Annotated in this window: 24 protein-coding genes; 12 read left to right on the forward strand and 12 right to left on the reverse strand. The window is 66.0% G+C overall.

Annotated elements, in window-relative coordinates; translation table 11 throughout:
• Positions 1-10 precede the first annotated feature (10 nt).
• Together HAP40_RS10490 and nadA are read right to left on the reverse strand one after the other, a co-directional pair.
• Positions 11-1,621, reverse strand: coding sequence for an L-aspartate oxidase (locus HAP40_RS10490; RefSeq protein WP_166817874.1), 1,611 nt, complete (start codon positions 1,619-1,621; stop codon positions 11-13).
• Between the two features lie 178 nt (positions 1,622-1,799).
• Positions 1,800-2,909, reverse strand: coding sequence for a quinolinate synthase NadA (gene nadA, locus HAP40_RS10495; protein ID WP_166817873.1), 1,110 nt, complete (start codon positions 2,907-2,909; stop codon positions 1,800-1,802).
• A 340-nt stretch (positions 2,910-3,249) separates the two neighbouring features.
• On the opposite strand from nadA, the gene HAP40_RS10500 reads away from it, so the two are divergent.
• The 6 genes from HAP40_RS10500 to HAP40_RS10525 all read left to right on the forward strand — a co-directional run bounded on the left by HAP40_RS10500 (position 3,250) and on the right by HAP40_RS10525 (position 10,841).
• Positions 3,250-4,503: an MFS transporter gene (locus tag HAP40_RS10500; RefSeq protein ID WP_166817872.1), complete on the forward strand. Its 1,254-nt coding sequence runs from the start codon at positions 3,250-3,252 to the stop codon at positions 4,501-4,503.
• 41 nt (positions 4,504-4,544) lie between these two features.
• Positions 4,545-5,531: an MDR family oxidoreductase gene (locus HAP40_RS10505; RefSeq protein ID WP_166817871.1), complete on the forward strand. Its 987-nt coding sequence runs from the start codon at positions 4,545-4,547 to the stop codon at positions 5,529-5,531.
• A 116-nt stretch (positions 5,532-5,647) separates the two neighbouring features.
• Complete coding sequence (locus tag HAP40_RS10510) at positions 5,648-6,247, forward strand: hypothetical protein (protein ID WP_060736723.1); 600 nt, start codon at positions 5,648-5,650, stop codon at positions 6,245-6,247.
• A gap of 164 nt (positions 6,248-6,411) precedes the next feature.
• A complete protein-coding gene (locus HAP40_RS10515; protein ID WP_166817870.1) occupies positions 6,412-6,648 on the forward strand; it encodes a DUF6894 family protein in 237 nt (78 codons plus the stop codon).
• Between the two features lie 279 nt (positions 6,649-6,927).
• Positions 6,928-8,898, forward strand: a complete 1,971-nt coding sequence (locus tag HAP40_RS10520) for a methyl-accepting chemotaxis protein (RefSeq protein ID WP_166817869.1) — start codon at positions 6,928-6,930, stop codon at positions 8,896-8,898.
• 254 nt (positions 8,899-9,152) lie between these two features.
• Positions 9,153-10,841 carry a methyl-accepting chemotaxis protein gene (locus tag HAP40_RS10525; RefSeq protein WP_166817868.1) on the forward strand — a complete coding sequence of 563 codons (1,689 nt, stop codon included), beginning with the start codon at positions 9,153-9,155 and terminating at the stop codon, positions 10,839-10,841.
• Positions 10,842-10,897: 56 nt separating this feature from the next.
• Here the strand turns inward: HAP40_RS10525 and HAP40_RS10530 are convergent, their stop codons facing one another.
• The 6 genes from HAP40_RS10530 to HAP40_RS10555 form a co-directional block, all read right to left on the reverse strand.
• Positions 10,898-13,597 carry a DUF2339 domain-containing protein gene (locus HAP40_RS10530; protein WP_166817867.1) on the reverse strand — a complete coding sequence of 900 codons (2,700 nt, stop codon included), beginning with the start codon at positions 13,595-13,597 and terminating at the stop codon, positions 10,898-10,900.
• A 46-nt stretch (positions 13,598-13,643) separates the two neighbouring features.
• Positions 13,644-14,612 carry an NUDIX hydrolase gene (locus HAP40_RS10535; protein ID WP_166817866.1) on the reverse strand — a complete coding sequence of 323 codons (969 nt, stop codon included), beginning with the start codon at positions 14,610-14,612 and terminating at the stop codon, positions 13,644-13,646.
• A 121-nt stretch (positions 14,613-14,733) separates the two neighbouring features.
• Complete coding sequence (locus HAP40_RS10540; RefSeq protein WP_166817865.1) at positions 14,734-15,240, reverse strand: tyrosine phosphatase family protein; 507 nt, start codon at positions 15,238-15,240, stop codon at positions 14,734-14,736.
• 149 nt (positions 15,241-15,389) lie between these two features.
• Positions 15,390-16,007: a YfbR-like 5'-deoxynucleotidase gene (locus HAP40_RS10545; RefSeq protein ID WP_166817864.1), complete on the reverse strand. Its 618-nt coding sequence runs from the start codon at positions 16,005-16,007 to the stop codon at positions 15,390-15,392.
• Positions 16,004-16,630, reverse strand: coding sequence for a DNA-3-methyladenine glycosylase I (locus tag HAP40_RS10550; RefSeq protein WP_166817863.1), 627 nt, complete (start codon positions 16,628-16,630; stop codon positions 16,004-16,006). The genes HAP40_RS10545 and HAP40_RS10550 overlap by 4 nt, the downstream gene beginning before the upstream one ends.
• The gene (locus HAP40_RS10555; protein WP_166817862.1) at positions 16,627-17,508 is read right to left on the reverse strand and encodes a YgfZ/GcvT domain-containing protein; all 882 of its coding nucleotides are present in this window, start codon (positions 17,506-17,508) and stop codon (positions 16,627-16,629) included. The genes HAP40_RS10550 and HAP40_RS10555 overlap by 4 nt, the downstream gene beginning before the upstream one ends.
• A 101-nt stretch (positions 17,509-17,609) precedes the next feature.
• Between HAP40_RS10555 and HAP40_RS10560 the strand changes: the two genes are divergently transcribed.
• The 5 genes from HAP40_RS10560 to HAP40_RS10580 all read left to right on the forward strand — a co-directional run bounded on the left by HAP40_RS10560 (position 17,610) and on the right by HAP40_RS10580 (position 21,702).
• Positions 17,610-18,944: a dihydroorotase gene (locus HAP40_RS10560; RefSeq protein WP_166817861.1), complete on the forward strand. Its 1,335-nt coding sequence runs from the start codon at positions 17,610-17,612 to the stop codon at positions 18,942-18,944.
• A gap of 155 nt (positions 18,945-19,099) precedes the next feature.
• Positions 19,100-19,969 (forward strand): sulfurtransferase, encoded by an 870-nt coding sequence (locus HAP40_RS10565; RefSeq protein ID WP_166817860.1) that lies wholly within the window; start codon positions 19,100-19,102, stop codon positions 19,967-19,969.
• Positions 19,970-20,063: 94 nt separating this feature from the next.
• Positions 20,064-20,753 (forward strand): RNA polymerase sigma factor, encoded by a 690-nt coding sequence (locus tag HAP40_RS10570; RefSeq protein ID WP_166817859.1) that lies wholly within the window; start codon positions 20,064-20,066, stop codon positions 20,751-20,753.
• A gap of 85 nt (positions 20,754-20,838) precedes the next feature.
• Positions 20,839-21,372, forward strand: a complete 534-nt coding sequence (locus HAP40_RS10575) for a DUF4142 domain-containing protein (RefSeq protein ID WP_166817858.1) — start codon at positions 20,839-20,841, stop codon at positions 21,370-21,372.
• A 9-nt stretch (positions 21,373-21,381) separates the two neighbouring features.
• Positions 21,382-21,702 carry a cupredoxin domain-containing protein gene (locus HAP40_RS10580; RefSeq protein ID WP_166817857.1) on the forward strand — a complete coding sequence of 107 codons (321 nt, stop codon included), beginning with the start codon at positions 21,382-21,384 and terminating at the stop codon, positions 21,700-21,702.
• A gap of 175 nt (positions 21,703-21,877) precedes the next feature.
• Here HAP40_RS10580 and HAP40_RS10585 read toward each other — a convergent pair whose 3' ends face one another.
• The 4 genes from HAP40_RS10585 to HAP40_RS10600 all read right to left on the reverse strand — a co-directional run bounded on the left by HAP40_RS10585 (position 21,878) and on the right by HAP40_RS10600 (position 23,717).
• Positions 21,878-22,144, reverse strand: coding sequence for a hypothetical protein (locus HAP40_RS10585; RefSeq protein WP_166817856.1), 267 nt, complete (start codon positions 22,142-22,144; stop codon positions 21,878-21,880).
• Positions 22,145-22,354: 210 nt separating this feature from the next.
• Complete coding sequence (locus HAP40_RS10590; protein WP_166817855.1) at positions 22,355-22,732, reverse strand: TIGR02301 family protein; 378 nt, start codon at positions 22,730-22,732, stop codon at positions 22,355-22,357.
• Between the two features lie 46 nt (positions 22,733-22,778).
• The gene (locus tag HAP40_RS10595; RefSeq protein WP_166817854.1) at positions 22,779-23,213 is read right to left on the reverse strand and encodes an NUDIX hydrolase; all 435 of its coding nucleotides are present in this window, start codon (positions 23,211-23,213) and stop codon (positions 22,779-22,781) included.
• Positions 23,214-23,216: 3 nt separating this feature from the next.
• On the reverse strand, positions 23,217-23,717 hold the full coding sequence (locus HAP40_RS10600) for a hypothetical protein (protein ID WP_166817853.1): 501 nt from the start codon (positions 23,715-23,717) through the stop codon (positions 23,217-23,219).
• 63 nt (positions 23,718-23,780) lie between these two features.
• Here HAP40_RS10600 and HAP40_RS10605 point away from each other — a divergent pair, with 63 nt between their 5' ends.
• Complete coding sequence (locus HAP40_RS10605; RefSeq protein WP_166817852.1) at positions 23,781-24,545, forward strand: SOS response-associated peptidase; 765 nt, start codon at positions 23,781-23,783, stop codon at positions 24,543-24,545.
• Positions 24,546-24,573 lie beyond the last annotated feature (28 nt).

A 24,573-nucleotide genomic window follows, 5' to 3' on the forward strand; every position in this document is an offset into this window, starting at 1 on the left:
GAGAACTCCGTCAGGCCATCAGGGGTTGCGCGGTGCGCGGCATGGGGCGATCGGTGATGCGGTCGGCGACCTCGCGAACTGCGGCGAGCGTGGTCATCGTTCGCCGCGCCAAAGCAGGAACATCCGCCGGATGGTCGATGCGGAAATGCGCACCGCGGCTCTCGCGCCGCGCCCAGGCCGTGGCGGCTACGAGCAGCGCAGACGTCGCCATGTTGCGCAGCGCGATGCTCATGCTCTCGCGCTCGAGCGCGGCGAAGCTGTGCACGGCTTCCGCAAGCCCATCGCCCTCGCGGATCACGCCGACGCGCGCGCTCATCATCGCCCGCAACCGCTTCATGACCGCAGCATCTGGTGCGGCGCTGGGCGGCGTCACCAATGCGTCGGGGAGCCGTGCCGGCGAGGGGACGGCGCAGCCGGCGATGTCGTCGGCGATGCGCGCGGCGTAGACCACAGCCTCCAGCAGCGAATTGGAGGCGAGCCGGTTGGCGCCATGTGCGCCGGTGGAGGACACTTCGCCGCCAGCCCAGAGCCCGTCGATCGAGCTGCGACCGTGCGCATCCACCGCGATGCCGCCCATGTGGTAGTGCGCGGCCGGTGCGATCGGGATGGCCTCGGTCGCGGGATCGATGCCGGCGGCGATGCAGCTTGCGTGCACGGTCGGAAATTTTTCGGCGAAGCGCGAGCCCAGCGCCTGCCGCGCATCGAGGAAGGCGCCGCGCCCGGCGGCGATCTCGGCGAACACGCCGCGAGCGACGATGTCGCGCGGCGCGAGCTCGGCGAGCCGATGCCGCGCCGTCATGAAGCGCTCGCCACGGCCGTTGATCAGCGTCGCGCCTTCGCCGCGCAGCGCCTCCGTCGCGAGCGGCGCGGGATCACGCCCGACCATGATGGCGGTGGGGTGGAACTGAACGAATTCGGGATCGGCGATCACGGCGCCGGCGCGTGCGGCGATCGCAAGGCCCGAGCCGCCGGCCTCGATCGGATTGGTGGTGACGGCATAGAGATGCCCGAGGCCGCCGGTTGCAAGCACCACCGCGCGGGCGGCGAGCAGGATGGGCCGTGCGGCCGCGTTGCCCGCCTCACGCAATTGAAGTCCGCTCACGGCGCCATCTTCGGTCAACAGTGTCTCAGCAACGAGACCTTCGATGATGCGGATCGACGGTGTCCGGCGCGCCGCCTCGCTCAGCGCCGCGATGATCGCCGCACCCGCCGCATCGCCGCGGACATGCACGATCCGACGCGCGGAATGGGCAGCTTCGCGTCCGACCGCGAGCCTGCCTTCGAGATCGCGGTCGAACGGCACGCCATAAGCCAGCAGATCGTGAATCCGCGGCCCGGCCTCGCGCGCGATGCCGAGCGCGACTGCTTCGTCGACGAGGCCGCCGCCCACCGCGACGGTGTCGGCGGCATGCGCTTCCGGCGTGTCGCCTTCGGCCACCGCCGCCGCGATGCCGCCTTGTGCCCGTGCCGATGATGCGCCCTGTCCGAGCGGCGCGGCCGAGATCAGCGTCACCGGCCGCGGCGAAAGCTTCAGCGCACAGAACAGTCCGGCAAGGCCGCCGCCGACGATGACGACGTGGTCGGTGTTGCGGGTGAAGTTGTGGATGTTGCTAGTTGTCATGGCTCTTTCCTTTGATTCCCCTGTCGTCCCCGCGAAGGCGGGGACCCATACGCCGCGGCGGAAGTTGTTGCGCGAAGCTGCGTGTTGCCTTTCTTCGTCAAACATCTTCCTGTGGTTATGGGTCCCGGATCTGCGCTTCGCTTCGCTGCGCTTGTCCGGGACGACACCGAGTGCATTGCTAGTTCTTCAAATTGATCATTCGCTCGACCGATCGCCGCGCACGCGCCGCGAGCGCGGGGTCGATCGTCACTTCCTCGCGGAGCGTCAGCAGACTCTCGAGGATGTTGGCGAGCGTGATGCGCTTCATGTGCGGGCAGAGATTGCAGGGGCGCAGCATCTCCACATCGGGCAGCTCGGCCCGGACGTTGTCGGCCATCGAGCATTCCGTGATCATCACCAGCCGCCGCGGCCGCTTGTTGCGCACCCAGCTGATCATGTGCGCGGTCGAGCCGGTGAAGTCGGCCTCCGCCAGCACGTCCGGCGGGCATTCGGGATGCGCGATGATCTGCACCGTGGGATCGGCGTCGCGAAGGCCGCGCAGCTCGTCGCCCGTGAAGCGCTCGTGCACCTCGCAGGCGCCCTTCCAGGCGATGATCTTCACGTCGGTCTTGGACGCCACGTAGGTCGCGAGATAGCGGTCGGGGAGGAAGATCACGCTCGGCGCATTCAGGCTCTCGACCACCTGCACCGCGTTCGACGACGTGCAGCAGATGTCGACCTCGGCCTTCACCTCCGCCGAGGTGTTGACGTAGGCGACCACAGGCACGCCGGGAAACTTTTCGCGGAGCAGGCGCACGTCGGCCCCGGTGATGCTGGCGGCGAGCGAGCAGCCGGCCCGCGAATCCGGGATCAGCACCGTCTTGTCCGGGTTGAGCAGCTTCGAGGTCTCCGCCATGAAGTGCACGCCGCACTGCACGATGATGTCGGCCTTCACCTTGGTGGCTTCGACCGCAAGCTGAAGCGAGTCACCGGCGATGTCGGCGACGCAGTGGAAGATCTCCGGCGCCTGGTAATTGTGCGCGAGGATCACGGCGTTCCGGGCGCGCTTCAGTTCGTTGATCGCCTTGATCGTCGGTGCCATCAGCGGCCATTCGATCGGTGGGATCACGTGCTTCACGCGCTCGTAGAGGGATGCGGTGGCGCGCTCGACCGCTGGCGTCCAGTCCAGCGAGGGCGTCGGCAGGGCCAGTTCGGGCCGGCCGAGCGTGGCGCGAGGGGCGCTGCTGATGGTCCGGCCCTGCGGCCGGCTGGCGAAATCGTCGGGGCCGTAAATTCCAGTGATCGGCATCGAAGCCTCCCTCGCGTGTGAATTATACTCAATCTGAGTATATGTAGAGCCTGAGTAATCCGGCCAAGAGGCCGGAGCGGGACGCCTTCGAAGCCCTGATATGCTCAATATGAGTAGATCGAAGATAACACGCGCTGACGAGAACGGCTAGGGGGTGTCGCACACGTTCCCGTCAAGTCACGCGACGCGCGTCAGGGAGGCCGAATTGAAACGCAATGCTTCCGCGGAAGCCCTTCGTGGAACGCAAACGTTTTTGGCTTGGGATTTTCATGCAGATGCATTAAACGGCTCGATAGCGGCCGCCGATTTGCGGATCCGCCGACGACAGATGAGGAACTCCATGTCGACACAAGCGGGCGAGCTCGGTCAGACCTCACGTGCCTCCAACTGGCGCACCCCGGCTGTCATCATCCTCTGCGGCTGCGCGATCGGCATGCTCGGCTTCGGTCCGCGCTCGGCGCTGGGTTTCTTTGTGCAGCCGATGAGCCATGAGTTCGCCTGGGGCCGCGACGTGTTCGGCCTTGCCATCGCCGTCCAGAACCTGCTGTGGGGCCTCGGCCAACCCGTCGCGGGAGCGGTCGCCGATCGGTTCGGCCTGTTCCGCGTGATGTGCGTCGGTGCTCTGCTCTATGCCGGCGGCCTGCTCCTGATGCGCTACTCCTCGACGCCGCTGTCGCTCGACATCGGCGCCGGCGTCATGATCGGCTTCGGTCTCGCCGGCTGCTCGTTCAACCTGGTGCTGTCGGCGTTCAGCAAGCTCCTGCCGGCCGAGAAGCGCGGCCTTGCGCTCGGCGCCGGCACCGCGGCGGGATCCTTCGGACAGTTCTTGTTCGCGCCGATCGGCGTCGCGCTGATCGACAATTTTGGCTGGCAGCAGGCGCTCTCCGTATTCGGCTTCCTGATGTTGCTGATCATCCCGCTATCGCTGGCACTCTCGACGCCGCCGGTCGCGAGCACCGCCAACACGACGCCGGCGGACGAGCAGACGTTTACGAGGGCGCTCGCAGAGGCCTTCGGCCACCGCTCTTACGTGCTCTTGGTGCTTGGCTTCTTCACCTGTGGCTTCCAGCTCGCCTTCATCACCGTGCATCTGCCCGCCTTCCTGGTCGATAACGGCATCACGGCGCAAACCGGCGGCTGGGTGATCGCGGCGATCGGCCTGTTCAACATCGTGGGCTCGCTCAGCGTCGGCTATCTCCAGAATTCGCTGCCCAAGCGCTACATCCTCTCGACGATCTACTTCACCCGCGCGCTGGCGACACTCGCCTTCATCTCGTTCCCGATCACCCCGTTCTCGGCGATCGCGTTCGGCGCGGTCTCGGGCCTGACCTGGCTGTCGACGGTGCCGCCGACCTCCGCGCTGGTGGCGCTGATGTTCGGTACGCGCTGGCTTGCGACGCTCTACGGCTTCGCCTTCGTCAGCCATCAGGTCGGCGGCTTTCTCGGCGTCTGGTTGGGGGGCATCGTGTTCGAGCGTTTCGGTTCCTACACGCCGATCTGGTGGCTCTCGATCCTGTTTGGTGTGCTCTCCGCGCTGATCAATCTTCCCATCGTGGAGAAACCGGTTCAGCGAGCGGTTGCGCAGCCTGCCTGATCGGCTAAACATCCCCGACAAACAAGTCAGGGAGTTCAGTCGTGGGCACATTCAAGGCGATCCGGATCGACAAGGCGGATAAAGGCACCACCGCGCAGCTGACGCAGTTCGACGAAGCCGAGCTGATGGACGGCGACGTCACCGTGCGCGTCGAATGGTCGACGCTGAACTACAAGGACGGCCTCGCGCTGTCAGGCAAGGCGCCGGTGGTGCGCCGTTTCCCGATGATCGCCGGCATCGATTTCGCCGGCACGGTCGAAGCGTCCTCGCACCCGCAATGGAAGGCGGGCGACAAGGTGGTCTGCACCGGCTGGGGCATGGGCGAGACCCATCTCGGCGCCTATGCCGAGAAGGCGCGCGTGAAGGGCGACTGGCTGGTCGCGCTGCCACAGGGCTTGTCGACGCGCGACGCCATGGCGATCGGCACCGCCGGCTTCACCGCGATGCTCTCCGTGCTGGCGCTGGAGAAGCACGGCATCTCGCCAAAGAGCGGCCCGGTCGTGGTGACGGGTGCCGCCGGAGGCGTCGGCTCGGTTGCCACCGCGGTGCTGTCGAAGCTCGGCTACCACGTCATCGCCTCGACCGGTCGCGCCTCGGAGGCCGACTACCTGAAGCACCTGGGTGCAGCCGAAGTGATCGACCGCAACGAATTGTCTGCGCCGGCAAAGCCTTTGGCCAAGGAGCGCTGGGCGGGTGGCGTCGACAGCGTCGGTTCGACCACGCTCGCCAACCTGCTCTCGATGACGAAGTACGGTGGGGCGATCGCGGCCTGCGGCCTGGCGGCCGGCATGGACCTGCCTTCGTCCGTCGCACCGTTCATTTTACGCGGGGTGTGCCTTCTCGGCATCGATTCCGTGATGTGCCCGATCGAGCCGCGGAAAGCTGCCTGGCTGCGCCTGGCCTCCGATCTGGACCGGACAAAACTAGCTGAAATTACTAAGGAAATTCCGCTTGCGGAGGCGCCGGATTGGGGCGCGAAAATCCTGGCCGGCGAAGTCCGCGGCCGCATCGTGGTAAAAATTGTCTAACGGCGTTCAGACTTTACCAACCAACGTGCTCCAATGTTGCCATGGTTAGTATGGTAAGCAGCGGGTAAAGAGAGATAAGGCATCGCCCGCTGCGGGGGTTGGGTTCGGAGTAGAGCATGCTTGCGCGTATTGTGTTGGGGGCTGTCACGGCGGCAGTGACGTTTGCGCCGGCCATTGCCGGAAGCATGAATGCTGACGAGGCGCGCCGCTTCGTCGCCGGCAAGGTGTTCGCCTTCACCTGTTTCGACGGCACCCGCGGTGCGGGCCGCATCCTCGACGATCTCGGTGCCGCCGGCGCCGTGCAGTTCTCGGGCGCGGGCCCGGTCAAACATCTCCGCCTCCCCGGCAACACGCTCCAGATCCGCGGCCAGAACGTCTGCGCTTCGATCAAGGGGATTCCGTTCGAGCCCTGTTTCAACCTGGAAAAGACCGATGATCGCAGCTTCCGCGGCTCGGTTTCCGGCATGGGCTTCGCCTATTGCGACTTCCACCATCAGGGCGGCAATCAGATGCTGATGGCGCGCGCCGCCGCGCGTCCGCGTTCGCTGCGCTCTTCGGAGCGTACCGGTTCGGTTCCTGCACCCCACACCGAAGTCGCCGCGCGTGTCGAGACGCCGCGTGTCGAGAGCGGTCGCCTCGAGCCGGTGAAGGCGGAAGCCAAATCGGAAGCCCCGAAGATCGAGGCTCCGCTGGAGCTGCGCCGCTCTACGCAGTGAGCCGGCTGCGGACCGTCCCCGCACACTTCTTCCGTTGAAGACATCGATCGAGCACGAAGCCGCCGCGCCGTAGTCGTACGGAGGGCGGTTTTCATGTGTTGGTAGCTGTTCGCGTCCCAGTTTGTGTACGGCCGGGGGACGCGGCCCTACGCAAGGGTTCAACGATGTCGCTGTATTTCTTCCGCATCAGCACCGGGCGCTATTCCGGCGCCGCCGATCAACCGTACGAGTTCGAGGATCGCGCCGCCGCATGGACCGAGATGACCGAAGTCTGCGCCAATCTGCTCGGCAGCATCGCGCGCGGCCTGAAGCCGAACGGCGAGTGGCGCATGGAGCTGCTCGACGAAAACAAGAAGCCGGTCTTTTGTATCAGCCTCGTGGGAGAAGCCGTGATGCGGTAGGGCGAGGCCTCCATCGCTGCTTGTGATTGACTTGTGCAGCGCACGACGAGGGGTTGGCCGGTTTCTCGGCATCGTGCCCGCGGCCTGACGGTGGCGTCTCTCAGATGGTCTGCAACCGCCGCGCGTGATGGCGCTGCGGTTGCGCGCATCCGTGCTTCGGCGCCGCGACAGATGCGCGCAGGGTTAACCTTCCGGAAAAACGATGCAGGCATGATCGGCGCAATTTTCGGGCGCTGAGTCGCCCCTCGCGTATTGCGTCTGGATCGTTGGAGCACATTCATGAGCGGCATTTCCATTCGCCTCACCCACAAGGTCATGGCGATCGGACTCTTCGGACTTATCGGTCTTGCCGCTTTCGGCGCGATCTACGAGATCGGCAGCCTCTCCCAGGATGCGTCCCGCGACACTGCGAACCGCGCCCGTGCGATCGCGGATCTGAACAAGCAACTCTCCATCGAGATGCTGGAGGCGCGCCGCAACGAGAAGAACTTCCAGCAGCGGCGGAACGAGCGTTATGCCAAGGAACATGCCGAACTGATCGAGCCGATCAACCGCGATTTCGAGGCAATGGAGCGGTTGATGGTGGCCGGCGGCATGACTGCGCTAGCCGACAAGACGAAGCAGGCTCAAGCCGGCTTCAAGCGCTACGCTGCGGATTTCGGTACGCTGGTGACGGCCGAGACAAGGCTCGGGCTGAACGAGACGCTCGGCCTGTCCGGCTCGCTTCGGGCCGCGGTGCACGCCATCGAGACCAAGCTGAAGGAGATCGACGATCCGAGGTCGACGTCCTGGATGCTGATGATGCGCCGGCACGAGAAGGACTTCATGCTGCGGCGCGATCCCAAATACATTGCCGAGGTGAAGAAGGCCGCGGTTGAATTCTCCAAGGCGATCGAGGTCGTGGCCGTTCCGACGGCGGTGATGAACGACATCACGGCGAAGCTCCAGAAGTACCAGGCCGAGTTCGCGGCCTGGGCCGAGACCGCGCAGCAAAGTACCGCTCTCGATGCCAGCATGATGAAGACGTTTCGCGAACTCGAGCCGTTGATGGTCGAGGTGCGGACCGCCGTTGACGCGATGTACAGGCAGGCCGATGCCGCTGAAGCAGCGACCCGCGACGCCGTGCGCTTGTGGATGATGGTCGCGTTCGGCGTCACGGTCGTGGTGCTCGCCGTGGTCGGCTTCCTGCTCGGGCGTTCGATCTCGAAGGCACTCGGCGCCATGGTGGATGCGATGACGCGGCTGGCGCGCGGCGAGCTCTCGATCTCCGTTCCCGGCGTCGGGCGCAGGGACGAGATCGGCGAGATGGCCGGCGCGGTCGAAGTGTTCAGGACCAACATGGCCGAAGCCGAGCGACTGCGCGCCGAGCAGGCGGAGGCTGCTGCACGCGGGCGCGAGCAGCGCAAGGCGGACATGCAACGGCTCGCGGATGCGTTCGAGGGCGCGGTCGGCGAGATCGTCGAGACCGTGTCGTCGGCGGCAATCGAGCTCGAGGCGTCCTCCAACACGCTGACGCAGGCCGCCGAGCGCGGCAACGGGCTCGCCACGGCCGTGGCGGCGGCCTCGGAGGAGGCCTCCGCGAACGTGCAGTCGGTGTCGTCAGCGAGCGAGGAGATGACTTCCTCGATCTCCGAGATCAGCCGTCAGGTGCAGGAATCGGCGCGGGTCGCCGACGTTGCCGTGGACCAGGCGAAGCGCACCAATGCGCGCGTCGCCGAGCTGACGAAAGCGGCCGGCCGCATCGGCGACGTGGTCGATCTAATCAACACCATCGCCGCCCAGACCAATCTGCTGGCGCTGAATGCCACGATCGAGGCGGCGCGGGCAGGCGAGGCCGGCAAAGGCTTTGCCGTCGTGGCGACGGAAGTGAAGGCGCTTGCCGAGCAGACTGCGAAGGCGACCGGCGAGATCGGCCAGCACATCGGCGCAATCCAGGCTGCGACCGAGGACTCCGTCGGTGCGATCAGGGAGATCGGTAACACCATCGCGCGCATGTCCGAAATCTCCTCGACCATTGCCGCTGCGGTGGAGGAGCAGGGCGCGGCGACCCAGGAGATCTCCCGCAACATCCAAAATGCCGCGCATGGCACCGCGGAGGTCTCCGCGAACATTGGCCAAGTCCAGCGCGGCGCCGGCGAGACCGGGGCTGCATCGGCACAGGTGCATTCGGCTGCGCAATCGCTGTCGCAGGAGAGCAACCGGCTGAAGAGCGAGGTGACGCGTTTCCTGGAGTCCGTGCGGGCGGCGTGACGCTGGCCTTGTCGATGCTGCAAGCCATCACACGGGGCGGAGATCTGTGCAGCCGGTTGCAGAAATGGTGACTGCCCGGCGGCGTCCCGTATTTTTACGTAGGATCATGTTAACGACTGCTTGCGACAATGCGGCGCAATCTTACGCGATAAGAACCAGCCAGCATTGTTGAACTGACCTCCGCCCCGACGTCCTTCGTGACGCCTGAGGCGCAGATGACGTGCGCGTTGCCGGGTACCAACGGGATTTGTGTGATGTCGAAATTGTCGATCGTATTCAAGCTGCTGACCGTGTTGTCGGTCCTCGTATTGTCGCTCGCCGGCGTTGGCGTCATGGCGATCGGCACGATGCAGAACATCAACGCCCACACCGTCGAGATCGCGGAAAGCTGGCTGCCGAGCGTGCGTGCGCTCGGCTCGATGCGTGCCGACATCAACGAGCTGCGCGTCGCGCTGCGCCTTCACTTGATGCAGGATACCGCTGAAGGCAAGGATGCCGCCGAGAAACGTCTCGCTTCGCTGCGTGAGCGCATCGAGAAGACCCGCAAGGTCTACGAACCGCTGATCAGCGCGGCCGAGGAGCGCTCGCTCTACCAGCAATGGGCCAAGGCGTGGGCCGAGTACCTGAATGGGGTGCAAGAGGTCATGGCGCTTTCGCGCAAGGGCGTCGGGCGTTTCCCTGCCGACGCCAATGAAATGTTGCAGACCAAGGTGGCGAAGATGGCCCAGGCGGCCGATCCGCTGCTGCAGAAGGGCATCGAACTCAACAACAGCGGCGCCGAGCTGGAGACCAAGCAGGCCGCCGACAGCTACGCAACGATCTTCCGCGTTCTGGTCGGCGTCATCGTGTTCTCGGTCGTGATCGCGATCGGCGCCGCCTATTATCTCGTGCGCGACGTTTCTCGCGGCATTGCCTCGATCATCCGTCCGATGCAGTCGCTCGGCGAAGGCGACCTCTCGGCCGAGGTGCCGCATCGCGGCGAGAAGACCGAGATCGGCTCGATGGCCGATGCGCTCCAGATCTTCAAGGAGGCGTTGATCGCCAAGAAGGCCGCAGACGAGGCGGCCGCCGCCGACGCCGAGGCCAAGATCGAGCGCGGCCGCCGCGTCGATGCCATCACCCGCAAGTTCGAAGCCATGATCGGGGAGGTGGTCGGCACCGTATCGTCGGCCTCGACCGAGCTGGAGGCATCGGCGACGACGCTGACCAACACGGCGCAGCGCGGCCAGGAGCTCGCGACCGTCGTCGCAGCTGCCTCCGAGGAGGCGTCCACCAACGTCCAGGCCGTGGCTTCCGCCTCGGAGGAGCTGTCCTCCTCCATCACCGAGATCAGCCGCCGCGTTCAGGATTCGGCGCGGATGGCCGCCGAAGCCGTCGAACAGGCGGCGCGGACCAACGAGCGCGTCAACGCGCTGTCGCAGGCGGCGTCCCGTATCGGCGACGTCGTCGAGCTCATCAACACCATCGCGGGCCAGACCAATCTGCTGGCGCTGAACGCGACCATCGAGGCGGCACGCGCCGGCGAGGCCGGCCGCGGCTTCGCGGTCGTCGCGTCCGAGGTCAAGGCGCTCGCCGAGCAGACCGCGAAAGCGACCGGCGAGATCGGCGCGCAGGTGTCGGGCATCCAGTCCGCCACGCAGGAATCGGTCAGCGCCATCCAGGAGATCGGCGGCACCATCGAGCGGCTGTCCGAGGTCTCCGCGGCCATCGCCGCCGCCGTCGAGGAACAGGGCGCGGCGACGCAGGAGATCTCGCGCAACGTGCAGCAGGCTTCGGTCGGCACGCAGGAGGTCTCGATGAACATCACCGACGTGCAGCGCGGCGCGATCGAGACCGGCTCGGCCTCGACCGAAGTGCTGTCGGCGGCGAAATCGCTGGCGACCGACAGCACCCGTCTGAAGGTCGAGGTCGCGCAATTCCTGGAGTCGGTGCGCGCGGCCTGATCCTCAGGAGCATGATCCGGAAAAGCGGCTTTCCGAAAAGATCATGCTCACATCATTCAGCTACTCGGCTGTGGAGCCGGCGGCGGTGCGACCTGCCGCCGGAACAGGATGCGCTGGTAGAGCCAGCCGATCGCCACCAGCACGACGCCGAGGCACATGAACGACAGCGCGCGATAGACGCCCGTCAGCATCGACATGTCGATGACGAAGGCCTTCAGGATCGTCAGCGCGATGACGACGGCAGATGCCAGCCGCGCACGCTCCGAATTGACGAGGATGCCGACGCCGAGCAGCACCACGCCGAAGGCGAGCCAGCCGATCGAATAGGTGTACTGCTCCGCGCCGGTCGTCTCGCCGGTGGAGAGGATCGGACCGTGATAAAAGCGGCGGATCTCCAGCGTGACATAGGCGAGCGCGAACAACAGCGCGCCGCCGGCGATGGTGTTGGCGTAGACCTTGCCGCGCATCCCAACCGCCGCATAGGACAGCAGCAGCATCAGCACCGCCGGCAGCGCATAGCCGAGCAGCAGCAGGTTGAACACCGGGCCGCCGACGTCGATGTGCCAGAGCAACGGGTTCTCCAGGATGAAGAGGCCGAACACGCTGATCAACCCGGCGATGGCGGTGAGCACGATTGCACCGACATTGTGCACGATGCTGCGGCTGCGCAGCCGCAGACGTTCCAGCCCGATCGCCATGGCAAGTGACACGCAGACCTGGAGCGCGCATTCGAGCAGAGACGGCGGGGCCGTCATATAGCCACCCGTTGCAAGGTGCCGGATCTCCATGAAGGCGAGCAGCGCGGTGAACAGGATGGCGGCGGCCTCGACCACGCGCAGCGGCGCGTCGTCGGCGCGGCGGCGCAGGAAGATGCTCGCGCCCCAGAACGCGGCGGCCGGCAGGCCGTAGCCCCACAGCAGCCAGTTGAAGATCGGCGTGGTGCCGACGGCGTCACCGACGATGAGCGGATCATAAGCGATGCGCGCAGTGACGATCGCGGCGAAGATCGCCGCGAGCCGGCGCAGCACCGGGATCGGCCGCTGCAACGAAATCCAGGCCGTGCCGAGCGACATCAGCGCGAGCGCGATCGTGAGCCAGCCTTTTTCCAGCGCGAAGGTCAGCGCCAGCGCCAGTGCGCCGAGCGTGCCCGTGGCGAACAATGCGACGGAGGTGGCGAGCCCTGGTCGATTTTCGCGGCGCGCCAGGGATTCGGTCGCGGCACCAAAGGCGGCGGCGAGCAGCACGGCGAGGATCGCAAACGGGATCGAGCGATCGAGATGGGCAACGCGCGCATAGAGCGCAACCAGGATCGCGATCGGGGTCGCGACCGCTGCCGCCGACCACACCACCGGGATGACCACAGAGTTCGACCGGCCTTGCGCAAGGAAGCCGGCAATGCCGAAGCCGGCAGCGAAGATCGCGGCGGTCACCAGATGCAGCGTCACGGAGCCGTCGATCGCCGTTGGACCGACACCGGATATCGGGCCGCCCGGCAGCACCAGCATGTCGGGATTGGCGCGCACCGCCCATTCGGCGAACACGATGAATACGGCGGCACCGGCAGCGCCCAGCGCGCCGGTCGCGGCCGGCGCGCGCCAGGCCACGAACAGTGTTCCGGCGACCAGCAGTGTGAAAGCGATCAGTGCCAGATCGGCATGCGCGCTCGACAGCACGATCAACATCGCGCCGAACAGATAGGCACCAAGCGAGCTCGACGACACCGGCTCGATCTCGCCGTCGTCGATCGTCGGGCCGAACATGAGGCCGCAGACCACGAGCAGCGCGGCGAGGACGAAGCCTGCGATCACATGGAAGGCGTGCGGGGCAACCTGCAGCTGTTCGGTATCGAGGCCGGGGAAGGTCCAGAGCACGGCGAATACGATCGTGGTCACCGCGAGCCAGCGCCATAGCCGGATGCGGGCGAGGCCGAAGCTCGCGGCGGTGACGATGGCGAGATAAATATAGAGCGCCCAATAGTCCGGCTTGCCGCTGGAGACGAGGATCGGCGTCACGAACGCGCCGACGACGCCGAGGCCCGCGAGCGCCGGCCCGTGCAGCAGCGCTGCGGCAAGGGTCCCCATGGCGACGATGCCGAGCAGCACGAAGGCCGTTGCGGGCACGAGGAAGCCGTAGAGCGCATAGGCCGCATAGATGGTGGCGAACGCCACCGCCGTGCCGGCCGCGGTGAGGATCGCGGGGATGTTGGCGATCGGCAACGCCTGGATCGCCGAGATGCTCTCCTTGCGCCGCGTCCATTCGCCGGCGCAAAGCAGCGCCAGGGCGAACAGGCCGCCGAGGAATACGCGCACGCCGGGGCCGAGCAGGCCGGCCTCGATCGAATAGCGCACCATGAAGAAGCCGCCGAGCGCGAGCGCAAGCCCGCCGATCCACACCACCCAGCGCGTGCCGAGCCGCTCCTCGAAGCCGGGCGCAGGCGGCGGCAGCGGAGGCGGCGCATCGGCCTGCGGGCTCGTTTCGAGCGGCGGCGGCGAGACTTCTTCGGTAACGGGCGGCGGCGTCGGTTCGGATTCCGGCGCAAGCGGCGGGGGCTCCGTGGCAGCCGTTGCAGTGGCGGTCGCCTGCTCCCAAGCTGGCGCGAGCGGCGGCGGCTGCACCTGCCGCTGCGCGTAAAACATCTCTTCCAGCGAGCTCAGCCGGCGGCGCAGCTCGGCCGCCTGGCTCGAGGCCTTGATCGCGATGAAGAAGGCGGCGATCGCAATGATCAGTGCGAAGACGTCAAACGGGCCGTCGAACATGAAGCCTCCAGCCGACCGGCCGGGAGGGCGGTCGCGAAATCCTTGTCTAGCGCCGGGAGCGCACGCGCAAGCCCGGCGCGGGCCGCTCCTGGAGCACCTCGCGACGGAAGCGATAGAGCGCTGCCGGGCGTCCGCCGGTCTGTGTCGACATCACCCCGGTCGGTTCGACCAGGGCCTCGGCTTCGACGAGGCGGCGGAAATTCTGTTTGTGCAGGTGCCGGCCGGAGATGGCCTCCACCGTATGCTGCAGTTCCGTAAGTGTGAACTCGGCGGGCAAAAGTTCAAACACCACAGGACGATACTTCAGTTTTGCCCGCAGCCGCGCGATCGCCGTGGCGAGAATCCGGCGGTGGTCGAACCGCATCGAGGTCCCGAGCGCGGGAAGCACCTTGCGCGCTAATGCCGCAGGACGGCCGTCGCGCCGCGCTTCCTCGATCAGCCCGGCCTCGTACAGGAGCTCGTAGCGGTCGAGAACGCGCTCCTCGTCCCAGGGCACACCGTCGAGACCGAAATAGAACCGCACGCGATCCTTTCGCGGCAGCGCTCGCGTCGTCTCCGGCGTCTCCTCTTCGGCCCATGTCGTCAGCGCCGGGATGATCTCGCGGGCGATGATTCCCGGCGGCTGCTCGCGCCAATCCTCCCAGGGGAGGAAGCGATACCATTGCTCGAAGCTCGCGCCATCAGCTGCGAGCTCGCCGCTGGCGGCGCGCGTCAGTGCGAGGTAGCCGATCGACACCATATGCGCACCAGTGTCGCCGGCCTCGGCATGACGGCCGCGGTCGCCGAACGTGTAGAGCTGCTCGACATAGCCGAGCCGCAGGCCGGTCTGCGCCTCGACCCAGGCGCGCAGGCCGATCTCGAAGGTGCGGTGGGCGAGCGCATCGAACGGCCCGAACGGCAGGCCCGCGAGCCCGTCACTGCCGCGCGCGGTGAGGATCAGCGGCTCGTGGTCCTCGATCGCGACGATGGCCGCGGTCAGACCGATCTCGATCGGCGTCAGGAGCGTTTCGCTCATGCGGCAGTCGTATCGTGCAATTGAATGGATTGTAGCCTGGTTGAGACGACCTGTCCGCGGACTCGCTGCCCCTCTCCCGCTTGCGGGAGAGGGGGCGCACCTGCGATGTGGCGCGCAGCCGTCATTCGAGCTCGATCACGAAGGGGCGGCCCTCGACCATCATCGCGCCCGGGCCCATCTCGTCGAGTGCCCGCAGCATGCGGCCGTTGCGTCCCAGAGCGCGATCGGCGAGGCCGACGATGCGCCGGTTGGGCGATGCGATCGGCGAAGCCGCGCGGATCCTCCTGGCGATCTCGATCTCGTCGCGGTTCGGATTGAGCGCGCATACTGCCGCAAACGCGCTCGCGGTGGAGCGGCTGATGCCGGCGTAGCAATGCACCACCAGCGGCGCAGAGCGGTCCCAGCCGCGCACGAAGTTCAGGACCTGCTCGATATGTGTCTCCGACGGCGCGACGAAGCCGTCCATCTCCTCGGTGATGTCGTCCATCGACACCTTGAGATGATTGGCGGGCAGCACCGACACCGGCCGCGCCACCTGCTCGACATTGGCCATCACCGTCAGCACGTGGCTGGCGCCGGTGAGGCGGACGGTTTCGGGGAGCGCGGCGAGAGAACAGACATGGATCATGGCGGACCTTTTTGCCGCTGATTATAGCGGGCGTCGGTAGGGTGGGCAAAGCGAAGCGTGCCCACCACTTTCGTCGCAATTGGGAAAAGTTGGTGGGCACGGCGCAAGAGCGCCTTTGCCCACCCTACAGGGCGACGAAGAAATGAATGCTACGCGAACACTGCGCCGAACCGCTCCAGAAATTGCTTCTCGGCCCGCGCCGCGGTCCAGGGCGTGAGGTAGTCGCGCCGGACGCTGTCGGAGAGGCCGGGATCCTTGCCGAACAGGTGCCGCGCCTCGCTTTCGCTGAAGCCGGCAAGCTCGGTCGCTTCTAGATAGGCCGCGCCGCGATCGGCGGCCTTGATGGCTTGCGTGATCTCGTCCGGCAGTTCCGGCGGCAGGCCGAAGCGGATGTGGATGGCCCCGAGCAGGCGCTTCTCGACCGCCTTGTAGTGGCCATCGAGCACGGCCTTGAACGGCGAGATCATGTCGCCGATCACATATTCGGGCGCATCGTGCAGCAGTGCGGCAAGCCGCACACGTTGATCCACGCGCGGCATCTCGTGCCGCATCACGGTCTCCACGAGGAGCGTGTGCTGCGCAACCGAGAAGATGTGCGCGCCTGTCGTCTGCCCGTTCCAGCGCGCGACCCGTGCGAGGCCGTGTGCGATGTCGGCGATCTCGACGTCGAGCGGGGAAGGATCGAGCAGGTCGAGCCGCCGGCCGGACAGCATGCGCTGCCAGGCGCGGGACCGCGCATCGCGCGCCGTCTTCTTTCCGGATGTCATTTGGCCTTGAAGCGCGGCTTGCGCTGCGTCTTGCCGCAGGTCGCGTGGCAATGGCAGTCGACGAGATGGTCGTTGACCATGCCGGTCGCCTGCATGAAGGCATAGACGATGGTCGGGCCGACGAACTTGAAGCCGCGCGAGGACAGCTCCTTGGAGACCTGCACCGACAGCGGCGTCGAGGCCGGCACGCTCGCAGTGGTCTTGAAATGGTTGACCTTGGGCTTCCCGTCCATGAAGTCCCACAGCAGCTTCGAGAAGCCTGGTCCCTTCTCCATGATCTCGAGATACGACTTCGCGCTCAGGATCGCACCATCGATCTTGGCCTTGTTGCGCACGATGCCGGCGTCGTTCATCAGCGCATGAACCTTCTTGTCGCTGTAGCGCGCGATCTTCTCCGGCTGGAAATCGTCGAAGGCTTTGCGGAAATTGTCGCGCTTGCGCAGGATCGTGATCCAGGACAGGCCGGCCTGGAAGCCGTCCAGGATCAGCTTCTCGTAAAGCGCGCGGTCGTCATATTCAGGCACGCCCCATTCGGTGTCGTGATAGGCGACATAGAGCGGATCTTCGCCGGGCCAGGGGCAGCGCGTCTTTCCGTCGGGATGCAAGCGAGGGGCGCGGCTCATGCGGTGGGTTGCTTGGTTGGAATGCGCACGACTTCGGGTTCTGCCAGCGTCAGCTCAAGGCCGCCGGCGGTGAGCGGCTGGCCGGCATCGAGCGCATCGGCGACGCGATCGATGCGCACCAGCGCGATGCCCTTACCGCCAGCCGTCGAGCCGATGGTGCCAACCGGCTTGTCGCCGGCGAGAATGGTGGCGCCGGCCTCGGGCGACGGGCCGTCGAGCAACACCTTGACGCTGCGGGTACGCGCGGTGCCGCGATGCTGCATACGCGAGACGACCTCCTGGCCGACATAGCAGCCCTTGTCGAAATCGACGCCGGCAAGCCGGTCCATGTTGGTCTCGTGCGGGAACGCATCGCCGTACATGAAATCCAGCCCGCCGCGCGGCGCGCCGAGCGCGATGCGGTGGGATTCGTATTCGGCGGCATCGACGAGCTCGGCGCCGATGAGGTCGGACAGTTTCTGCTTGAGATCTTCCGGAATCAGGATGCGATAGCCGAGCTCGCCATTGCGCGGATCGGCAAAGGCGAGGTCCGGCTGCGCCGCGAGTGGGCCGCCCCAGGCCGCAAGTACGCCGAGACTGTCGGACAGGTTCTCCACCGTGACCTTGGCGCGCAGCTTGTAGAATTTCAGCTTGGTGGCGAGGCTCTCGGCCAGCGCTTTCGGGCAGTCGATCAGGAACCCGCCGCCATGGCCGGCGGGCGCCTCGGTGATCAGGAAATCGACGATGATCTTGCCCTGCGGCGTCAGCAGCGCACCGAATCGGCCCAGCCCCGGCTTGAGCCTGTCGACGTCGGTGGTGATGAGGCCGTTGAGGAAGTTGCGTGCATCCTCGCCGGCGACCTTGATCACGCCCCGGTCGGGAAGAAACGCTGATTTCATGCGAAAATCTCTTGCGACATGTTGCTCCGGAACGTAAGCCCGCAAGGCAAAAACGACAAGACCTCGAGCCCTGCGCTTGGGGATGACGGAGGCCTTTTGCCATGACCCAGCGTTTCGACGTGATCCTCAAAGGCGGCACCGTGGTCAACCAGGACGGCGAGGGCCTGCGCGATATCGGCGTCACGGGCGGCCGAATCGCCGAGATCGGTGCATTGTCGCAAGCCAGCGCCGCGGAGGTGATCGACTGCAAGGGCCTTCACATCCTGCCCGGCGTGATGGACACGCAGGTGCATTTCCGCGAGCCCGGGCTGGAGCAGAAGGAAGACCTCGAGACCGGCTCGCGCAGCGCCGTGATGGGCGGCGTCACCGCCGTGTTCGAGATGCCGAACACGTCTCCATTGACCGTGACCGAGGCCACCTTCACCGACAAGGTGAAGCGCGCCCACCACCGCATGCATTGCGATTTCGCCTTCTTCATCGGCGGCACCCGCGAGAACGTGCAGGATTTGCCGGTGCTCGAACGGGCGCCGGGCTGCGCCGGCGTCAAGGTGTTCATCGGCTCCTCGACCGGCGCGCTCCTGGTCGAGGACGACGAAAGCCTGCGCCGCATCTTCAAGGTGATCCGCCGCCGCGCCGCGTTCCATGCCGAGGACGAATACCGCCTCAACGAGCGCAAATCGCTGCGCATCGAGGGCGATGCGCGCTCGCATCCGGTCTGGCGCGATGAGACCGCCGCGCTGATGGCGACGCAGCGCCTCGTCAAGCTGGCGCACGAGACCGGCAAGCGGATCCACGTGCTGCACATCTCGACCAAGGAGGAGATCGAGTTCCTGCGCGATCACAAGGAAGTCGCCTCCTGCGAGGCGACGCCGCATCATCTCACGCTGGTCGCGCCCGAATGCTACGAGCGGCTCGGCACGCTGGTGCAGATGAACCCGCCGGTGCGCGGCGCCGATCACCGCGCCGGCATCTGGCGCGGCATCGAGCAGGGCATCGTCGACGTGCTCGGGTCCGACCACGCGCCGCATACGCTGGAAGAGAAGTCGAAGACCTATCCAGCCTCGCCCTCGGGCATGACCGGCGTGCAGACGCTGGTGCCTGTTATGCTCGATCACGTCAACGCGGGCCGCCTGTCACTGGCGCGGTTTGTCGATCTCACCAGCGCCGGTCCCGCGCGGCTCTACAACATGGCCTGCAAGGGCCGCATTGCCGCCGGCTACGACGCCGACTTCACCGTTGTCGATCTCAAGCGCAGCGAGACCATCACCAACAAATGGGTGGCGTCCAAGGCCGGCTGGACGCCCTATGACGGCGTCCGCGTACAGGGCTGGCCCGTCGGCACCTTCATCCGTGGCCGCCGCGTGATGTGGCAGGGCGAGCTGGTGACGGCGTCGCAAGGCGAGCCGGTGCGGTTTCTGGAGACGCTGAAGCAGTAGGGGATGTACGGGGACGCATAGTGCTTCCCCAGGCGTCATTGCGAGCGCAGCGAAGCAATCCAGAATCCCTCCGCGGTGGCAGTCTGGATTGCTTCGCTGCGCTCGCAATGACGAGGGGAGAGGTCTAACTTCCTCTCGAACGGGAGAGCAGTCCGATGACCCAGCCAAATCCCCTCATCACGACCGAGCAGCTCGCCGCGATCCTCGGCGATCCCAATCTGCGCCTCTACGATTGCACGACCTACAACGAGCCGGTGCCGCCGGGCAGCGACGTGCCCTATCGCGCCGTGCCGGGCGACAAGACGTTCATGGCCGGCCACATCCCGGGCGCCGATTTCCTCGATCTGCAGGGCGAGTTCTCCGACGTCGCGGCAGAGCAGTTCTTCATGATGCCCGATGTGGCCCAGCTGGAGGCTGCGTTCGGCCGGCACGGCCTCGATGCGTCCAGGACCGTCGTGCTCTACAGCATCGGCACGATGATGTGGTCGACGCGGTTCTGGTGGATGCTGCGCTCGCTTGGCGTCGATGCGCGGGTGCTCGACGGCGGCTTCGACAAATGGAAGGAGGAGGGGCGGCCGGTCGAGACCGGCGCGCCCAAGGGCTATCCGGCGACGACACTCAAGGCCACGCCGCGCGCGGGCTTCTTCGTCGACAAGAACACGGTGATGTCGCGGATCGGCGATCCCGGGACGGTCATGGTCAACGCGCTGGGGCCGCAGTTTCACCGCGGCCTCGAGCCGAGCCGTTACGGCCGGCCCGGCCGCGTTCCCGGCAGCGTCAACGTATCGGCCGCGAGCCTTACCAATCCCAACAAGACGCTGACGACGCTGGCGGACGCCGAGGCGAAATTCGCGGCCCAGGGCGTCACGCGCGACAAGAGCGTGATTCTCTATTGCGGCGGCGGGATCTCGGCGACGATCGATCTGCTGCTGCTGACGCAACTCGGCTACGACAAGCTGACGCTGTACGATGCTTCGATGGGGGAGTGGGCGAGGGATCCGGCACTGCCGATCGAGACGGACTAGGGGCACCAAACCTCCAGGAAAGGTCAGGAAGGCCGGGAACCTTTCCCGTGGCGGCGCATCCAATGTCTGGACGAGCGGAAACAGGTGATCGCCCATGCAACGGACCACAGCCGGCCTCGCCGCCGATGTCAGAACACTGGAAGCCGCGCTGATCGACCGCGCGCGGGGCCGGGACGAGGCCGCGCTGCGCGAGATCATGCAAGCCAACAACCGCAGGCTCTACCGCCTCGCGCGCGGAATCCTGCGCAGCGACAGCGAAGCCGAGGATGTGGTGCAGGAAACCTATGTCCGCGCCTTTACCCATCTCGACGGCTTCCGCGGTGAATCCGGATTGTCGACCTGGCTGTCACGCATTGCCATCAACGAGGCGCTTGGCCGGGCGCGCAGCGCCAGGCCGCAGGTCGAGCTCGGCTCGGTGCCGGAAGCCGCGCTCGAGGCGCAGATCATCAAGTTTCCCGTTTCTCCCGCAGGCGATCCGGAAAGGACCATGGCCCAACGTGAAATCCAGCGCGTCGTCGAGCGCGCCATCGACGAGCTGCCGGACGTCTTCCGTATGGTGTTCGTCGCGCGCGTCATGGAGGGCATGAACATCGAGGAGACTGCCGAACTGCTCGGCGTGAAGCCCGAGACCGTGAAGACGCGGCTGCATCGTGCCCGCACCATGCTGCGCGAGAACGTCGAGAAGGAAATCGGCCCGGTGATGATGGATGCGTTCCCGTTCGCCGGCTGGCGCTGCGAGCGCTTGACCGCGTCAGTGCTGAAGCGGCTCGGCATCGGCGGCTGAAATTGTCGGGAACGTTTGCGCGGCGATTCCATCCAACGCCTGTGGAGCCACGCCGGAACGGTCCGGCAGCACAGGAGTGTCAAACATGTTTACCCGATGGAATGCGGCGATCGCCGCGGCAATTCTATTGTCCAGCCCCGTGCTGCTGCAAGGCGCCGAGGCTGCTGACAAGCCCACCGATCCGCAGATCGCGCACATCGCCTACACCGCGGGCGTCATCGACATCAATGCGGCCAGGCAGGCGCAGAAGAAGGCCCGGAACAAGGACGTCAAGGCGTTCGCGAAGGATATGCTGCGCGACCACGAGGCCGTGAACAAGCAAGCACTCGCGCTGGTCAAGAAGCTGAACGTCACGCCTGAAGACAACGACACCAGCAAGGCGCTGTCGAAACAGGCGAGCGACAAGCTGGCCGAGCTGGACAAGCTGAGCGGGGCGGCGTTCGACAAGGCCTATGTTGCCAATGAAGTCGCGTACCACAAGGCGGTCAACGCCGCGCTGGAGACCCAGCTCATTCCGTCGGCGACCAATGCGGAGCTGAAGAGTCTGCTGCAGACCGGCCTGAAGATATTCCAAGGCCACCAGCAGCACGCCGAGCACGTCGCGGCCGAGCTGAAATAGGAGCGCAAGATGAGACCAGGACGCATCGCGGCGACCGCGCTTGCGGCCGTCTTCCTGCCGATGGCCGTCCCGGCGCACGCCGCGACCATCGAGATCACGATGGAGAACCTCGTGATCTCGCCGGCGGAGGTAACGGCGAAGGTCGGCGACACCATCTCATGGATCAACAAGGACGTCTTTGCGCACACCGCCACGGCGAAGAACGGCGATTTCGACGTGACGCTGCCGGAGAAGAAGTCGGCGACATCAATCCTGAAGAAGGCCGGAACGGTCGAGTATTACTGCCGCTATCATCCCAACATGAAAGCGATGCTCAAGGTCGAGCCGTGAGGAGGGCGCGTTCCCGGCACCGTCGGGAACATGTCCCGGTCATCGCGAGATTAATGCTCGTCTGCGTTCGAACGCTTCCGTGCGATAAAGGCGGCAGACTTCGCGACGCCTTTCGCAAAGTCATTCATCCGTAGACTGGCCCCGCCCGTGTGGCGGGGTCATTTTCGAGGCGGGCTTATTGCCTTGCGATGCTGACCGAGAATTCGCCGTTGCGGATGCGGCCGGGAAAGCCCTCGACGAATTTCGCCACCGCGTCCTCGCCATAGGTGCCGACGAGCTCGGCAAAGGCCGCGAACAGGCTCGCCTGTGCCAGGCAGTCGCCGTCGACGCCGTCATGGCGCGCTTCGGCCCAAGCCTCGTTGAGATAGGTCAGTGCGGCCTGTTTCTGCTCATGATCGGGCAGCGGCGCGCGGGCGGGGGCGTAGGAAATCGGCTGGCTCATGAAACTCGGTCAGGGCTGGGGCGCGATCCACGGCGATGCGCTGTGCGAGAGGTGTAGCACGGGTGTTAACGACCGCTAGGCCACATCTTTAGGAACGGTTAACGGCTGTGAACAAATTCGATGACAGGGTTCCAGCCGGGCGGGCCCGCGTCGACCCGCACCTGTCATTCCGGGGCGCGGCGAAGTCGCGAGCCCGGAATGACGGCGAGCTCAGTTCGCGTAACGCGCCGTCAGGTCGCGCGAGATCTTCGAGCCTTCCTCGATATAGCGGCGGATCGCCACCGTCGCCGCCGGCGTGCAGCTCCGGTAGGTCTGCTGAAAGCCGTTATAACCGCGGTTGAAGGCGGCGGTCATGCGGGTGCGGCGCTCGCCGGAGGGCGTTTCGGCGTCGATCAGCGCCTGCATCTCGCTGCGCCATTTGTTGCCCTCGTTGGACCCGCAGATGCCGCGCAGATAGTGCAGCCCGCCGAGGATCTCCGCCAGCCGCTGCAAATCGCCGTCAAACGGCGCCGCCACGTCCTGGGCCCTCGTAGGCACAGAGGCGCAGGCGAGAATTACGGCAAAAATGGCCAGAAATCGCGTGGACATCGGCGGGGTGTATGCCTCCTCGGGGCGATGGACGCAAGGCGGGGCGTCAGTGTCCGGCCAAGCGCGCGGCCGACTGGATGATCTCCTCCAGCCCCCCGGTCAGCTTGAGGTCGCCGAGGCCGGCGATGGCATCCGGGGCAATCCAGCGGTAGTCGTCGAGCTCGTCGTTGAGAGCCGGCTCCCTGGCCACCCAGCGGGCGGCAAAGGACATGATCAGGTAATGGCCGGCTCCGGCCGCAGCCGGCAGCACCTCGCGCCACCCGGCAAGGCCGACGATGTCGATGGCGAGCCCGGTTTCCTCGTCGACCTCGCGCAGCAGGGCCTGGTGCAGCGATTCGCCGAACTCGACCCGGCCTCCGGGCAGCGAATAGAACCCTTTTGCCGGCGAGCGGGCGCGGCGGGTCAGAAGCACCTTGCCATCGCGGAAAATCGCGGCACTGACCGCGATCTGGGGATGGGTGGGCTGGGCTGCCGACACCACGGCTCAGTTCGCCATGATGGAGTCGATGTCGGCTTCCGCGCCGCCATTGATGATGCCGCCGCAGGCCGCGATCAGCGGCTTGACCCAGGCCGTGGCCTGCTCGGCGAGCCGGATGCGGGTGGTGTCCTTCTCGACCTCGCGCATGGCCGAGCCGACCGCGGTCAGGATCGAGGTCATGGTGTCGGTGATGTGGTCGAACTGGGCGCGCACGCCGGGATCGGCCTTCTCATAGGCCTCGATCGCCAGATCCCGCGCCTTGAAATTCGACGCCGTGAAATGCTCGGCATAAGACAGCGGCGACCAGGTCAAGAAGTCTTCCGCGCATTCGGGCATGTCGGGGACCATTTCCAGCAGCATCACGGCTTCATTGAAATGGTTGAGATAGTCGGTGGCAAGCCCGGTCCGCGGGTTGATGTTGGCCACGCGCAGCCGTTCGGCCCAGGCAGCCGCCTCGGGGCCCGTCTGTACATGCGTCCGCGCGGGTTGGGAGGCCATTGAGCTCATCTGCCGCAGTGTTAACGTTCGGGGTTAAAAGGACCTGAACGGACCCTATATAGACGCTCTGGGATGTGTGGACGCTTCGTCATAACTTCGGCCCCCGCGGCTTTGCGGCAACTGTTCGGCTATGTCGAGCAGCCGAATTTCCCGCCTCGGTACAATGTCGCTCCGACACAACCGATTCCGGTCGTATGGGTCGAGAACGGCGCGCGTCATTTCCGCCTGATGCGCTGGGGCCTGTTGCCCACCTGGGTCAAGGACCCGCGCGGGTTCACGCTCCTGATCAACGCCCGTTCCGAAACGATCCTCGAGAAGCCCGCTTTCAAAAAGGCGATTCGCCGTCGCCGTGGACTGATTCCGGCGGACGGTTATTTCGAATGGAAGGCGGAGGGCGGCCGCAAGCAGCCATTCTTCATCCACCGTGCCGACGGCGCGCCGCTCGGTTTCGCTGCGGTGTTCGAGACCTGGATCGGACCGAACGGCGAGGAGCTCGACACGGTTGCGATCGTCACGGCGGCCGCCGGCGAGGATCTCGCCGCGCTGCATGACCGCGTGCCGGTCACCATCGGCCCGCGCGATTTCGAGCGCTGGCTCGACATTCGCGGCGACGAGGTCGATGCGATTCTTCCGCTGATGACAGCCCCGCGCATTGGCGAGTTCGCCTGGCATCCGGTCTCCACCCGCGTCAACCGCGTCGCCAATGACGACGAGCAGCTGTTGTTGCCGATCAGCGCGGAGGAGATCGAGGCGGAGGCAGCGGCGGCAAAGCCGAAGAAGGCGGCGCGGAAGGTTGCGGCGAACCCGGCGGATGACGGGCAGGGGTCATTGTTTTAGCTGCTGTCGAAATTCGACTGCGCCATTT

Source organism: Bradyrhizobium sp. 1(2017), from assembly GCF_011602485.2.
In the GTDB taxonomy this organism is placed as follows: Bacteria; Pseudomonadota; Alphaproteobacteria; order Rhizobiales; family Xanthobacteraceae; genus Bradyrhizobium.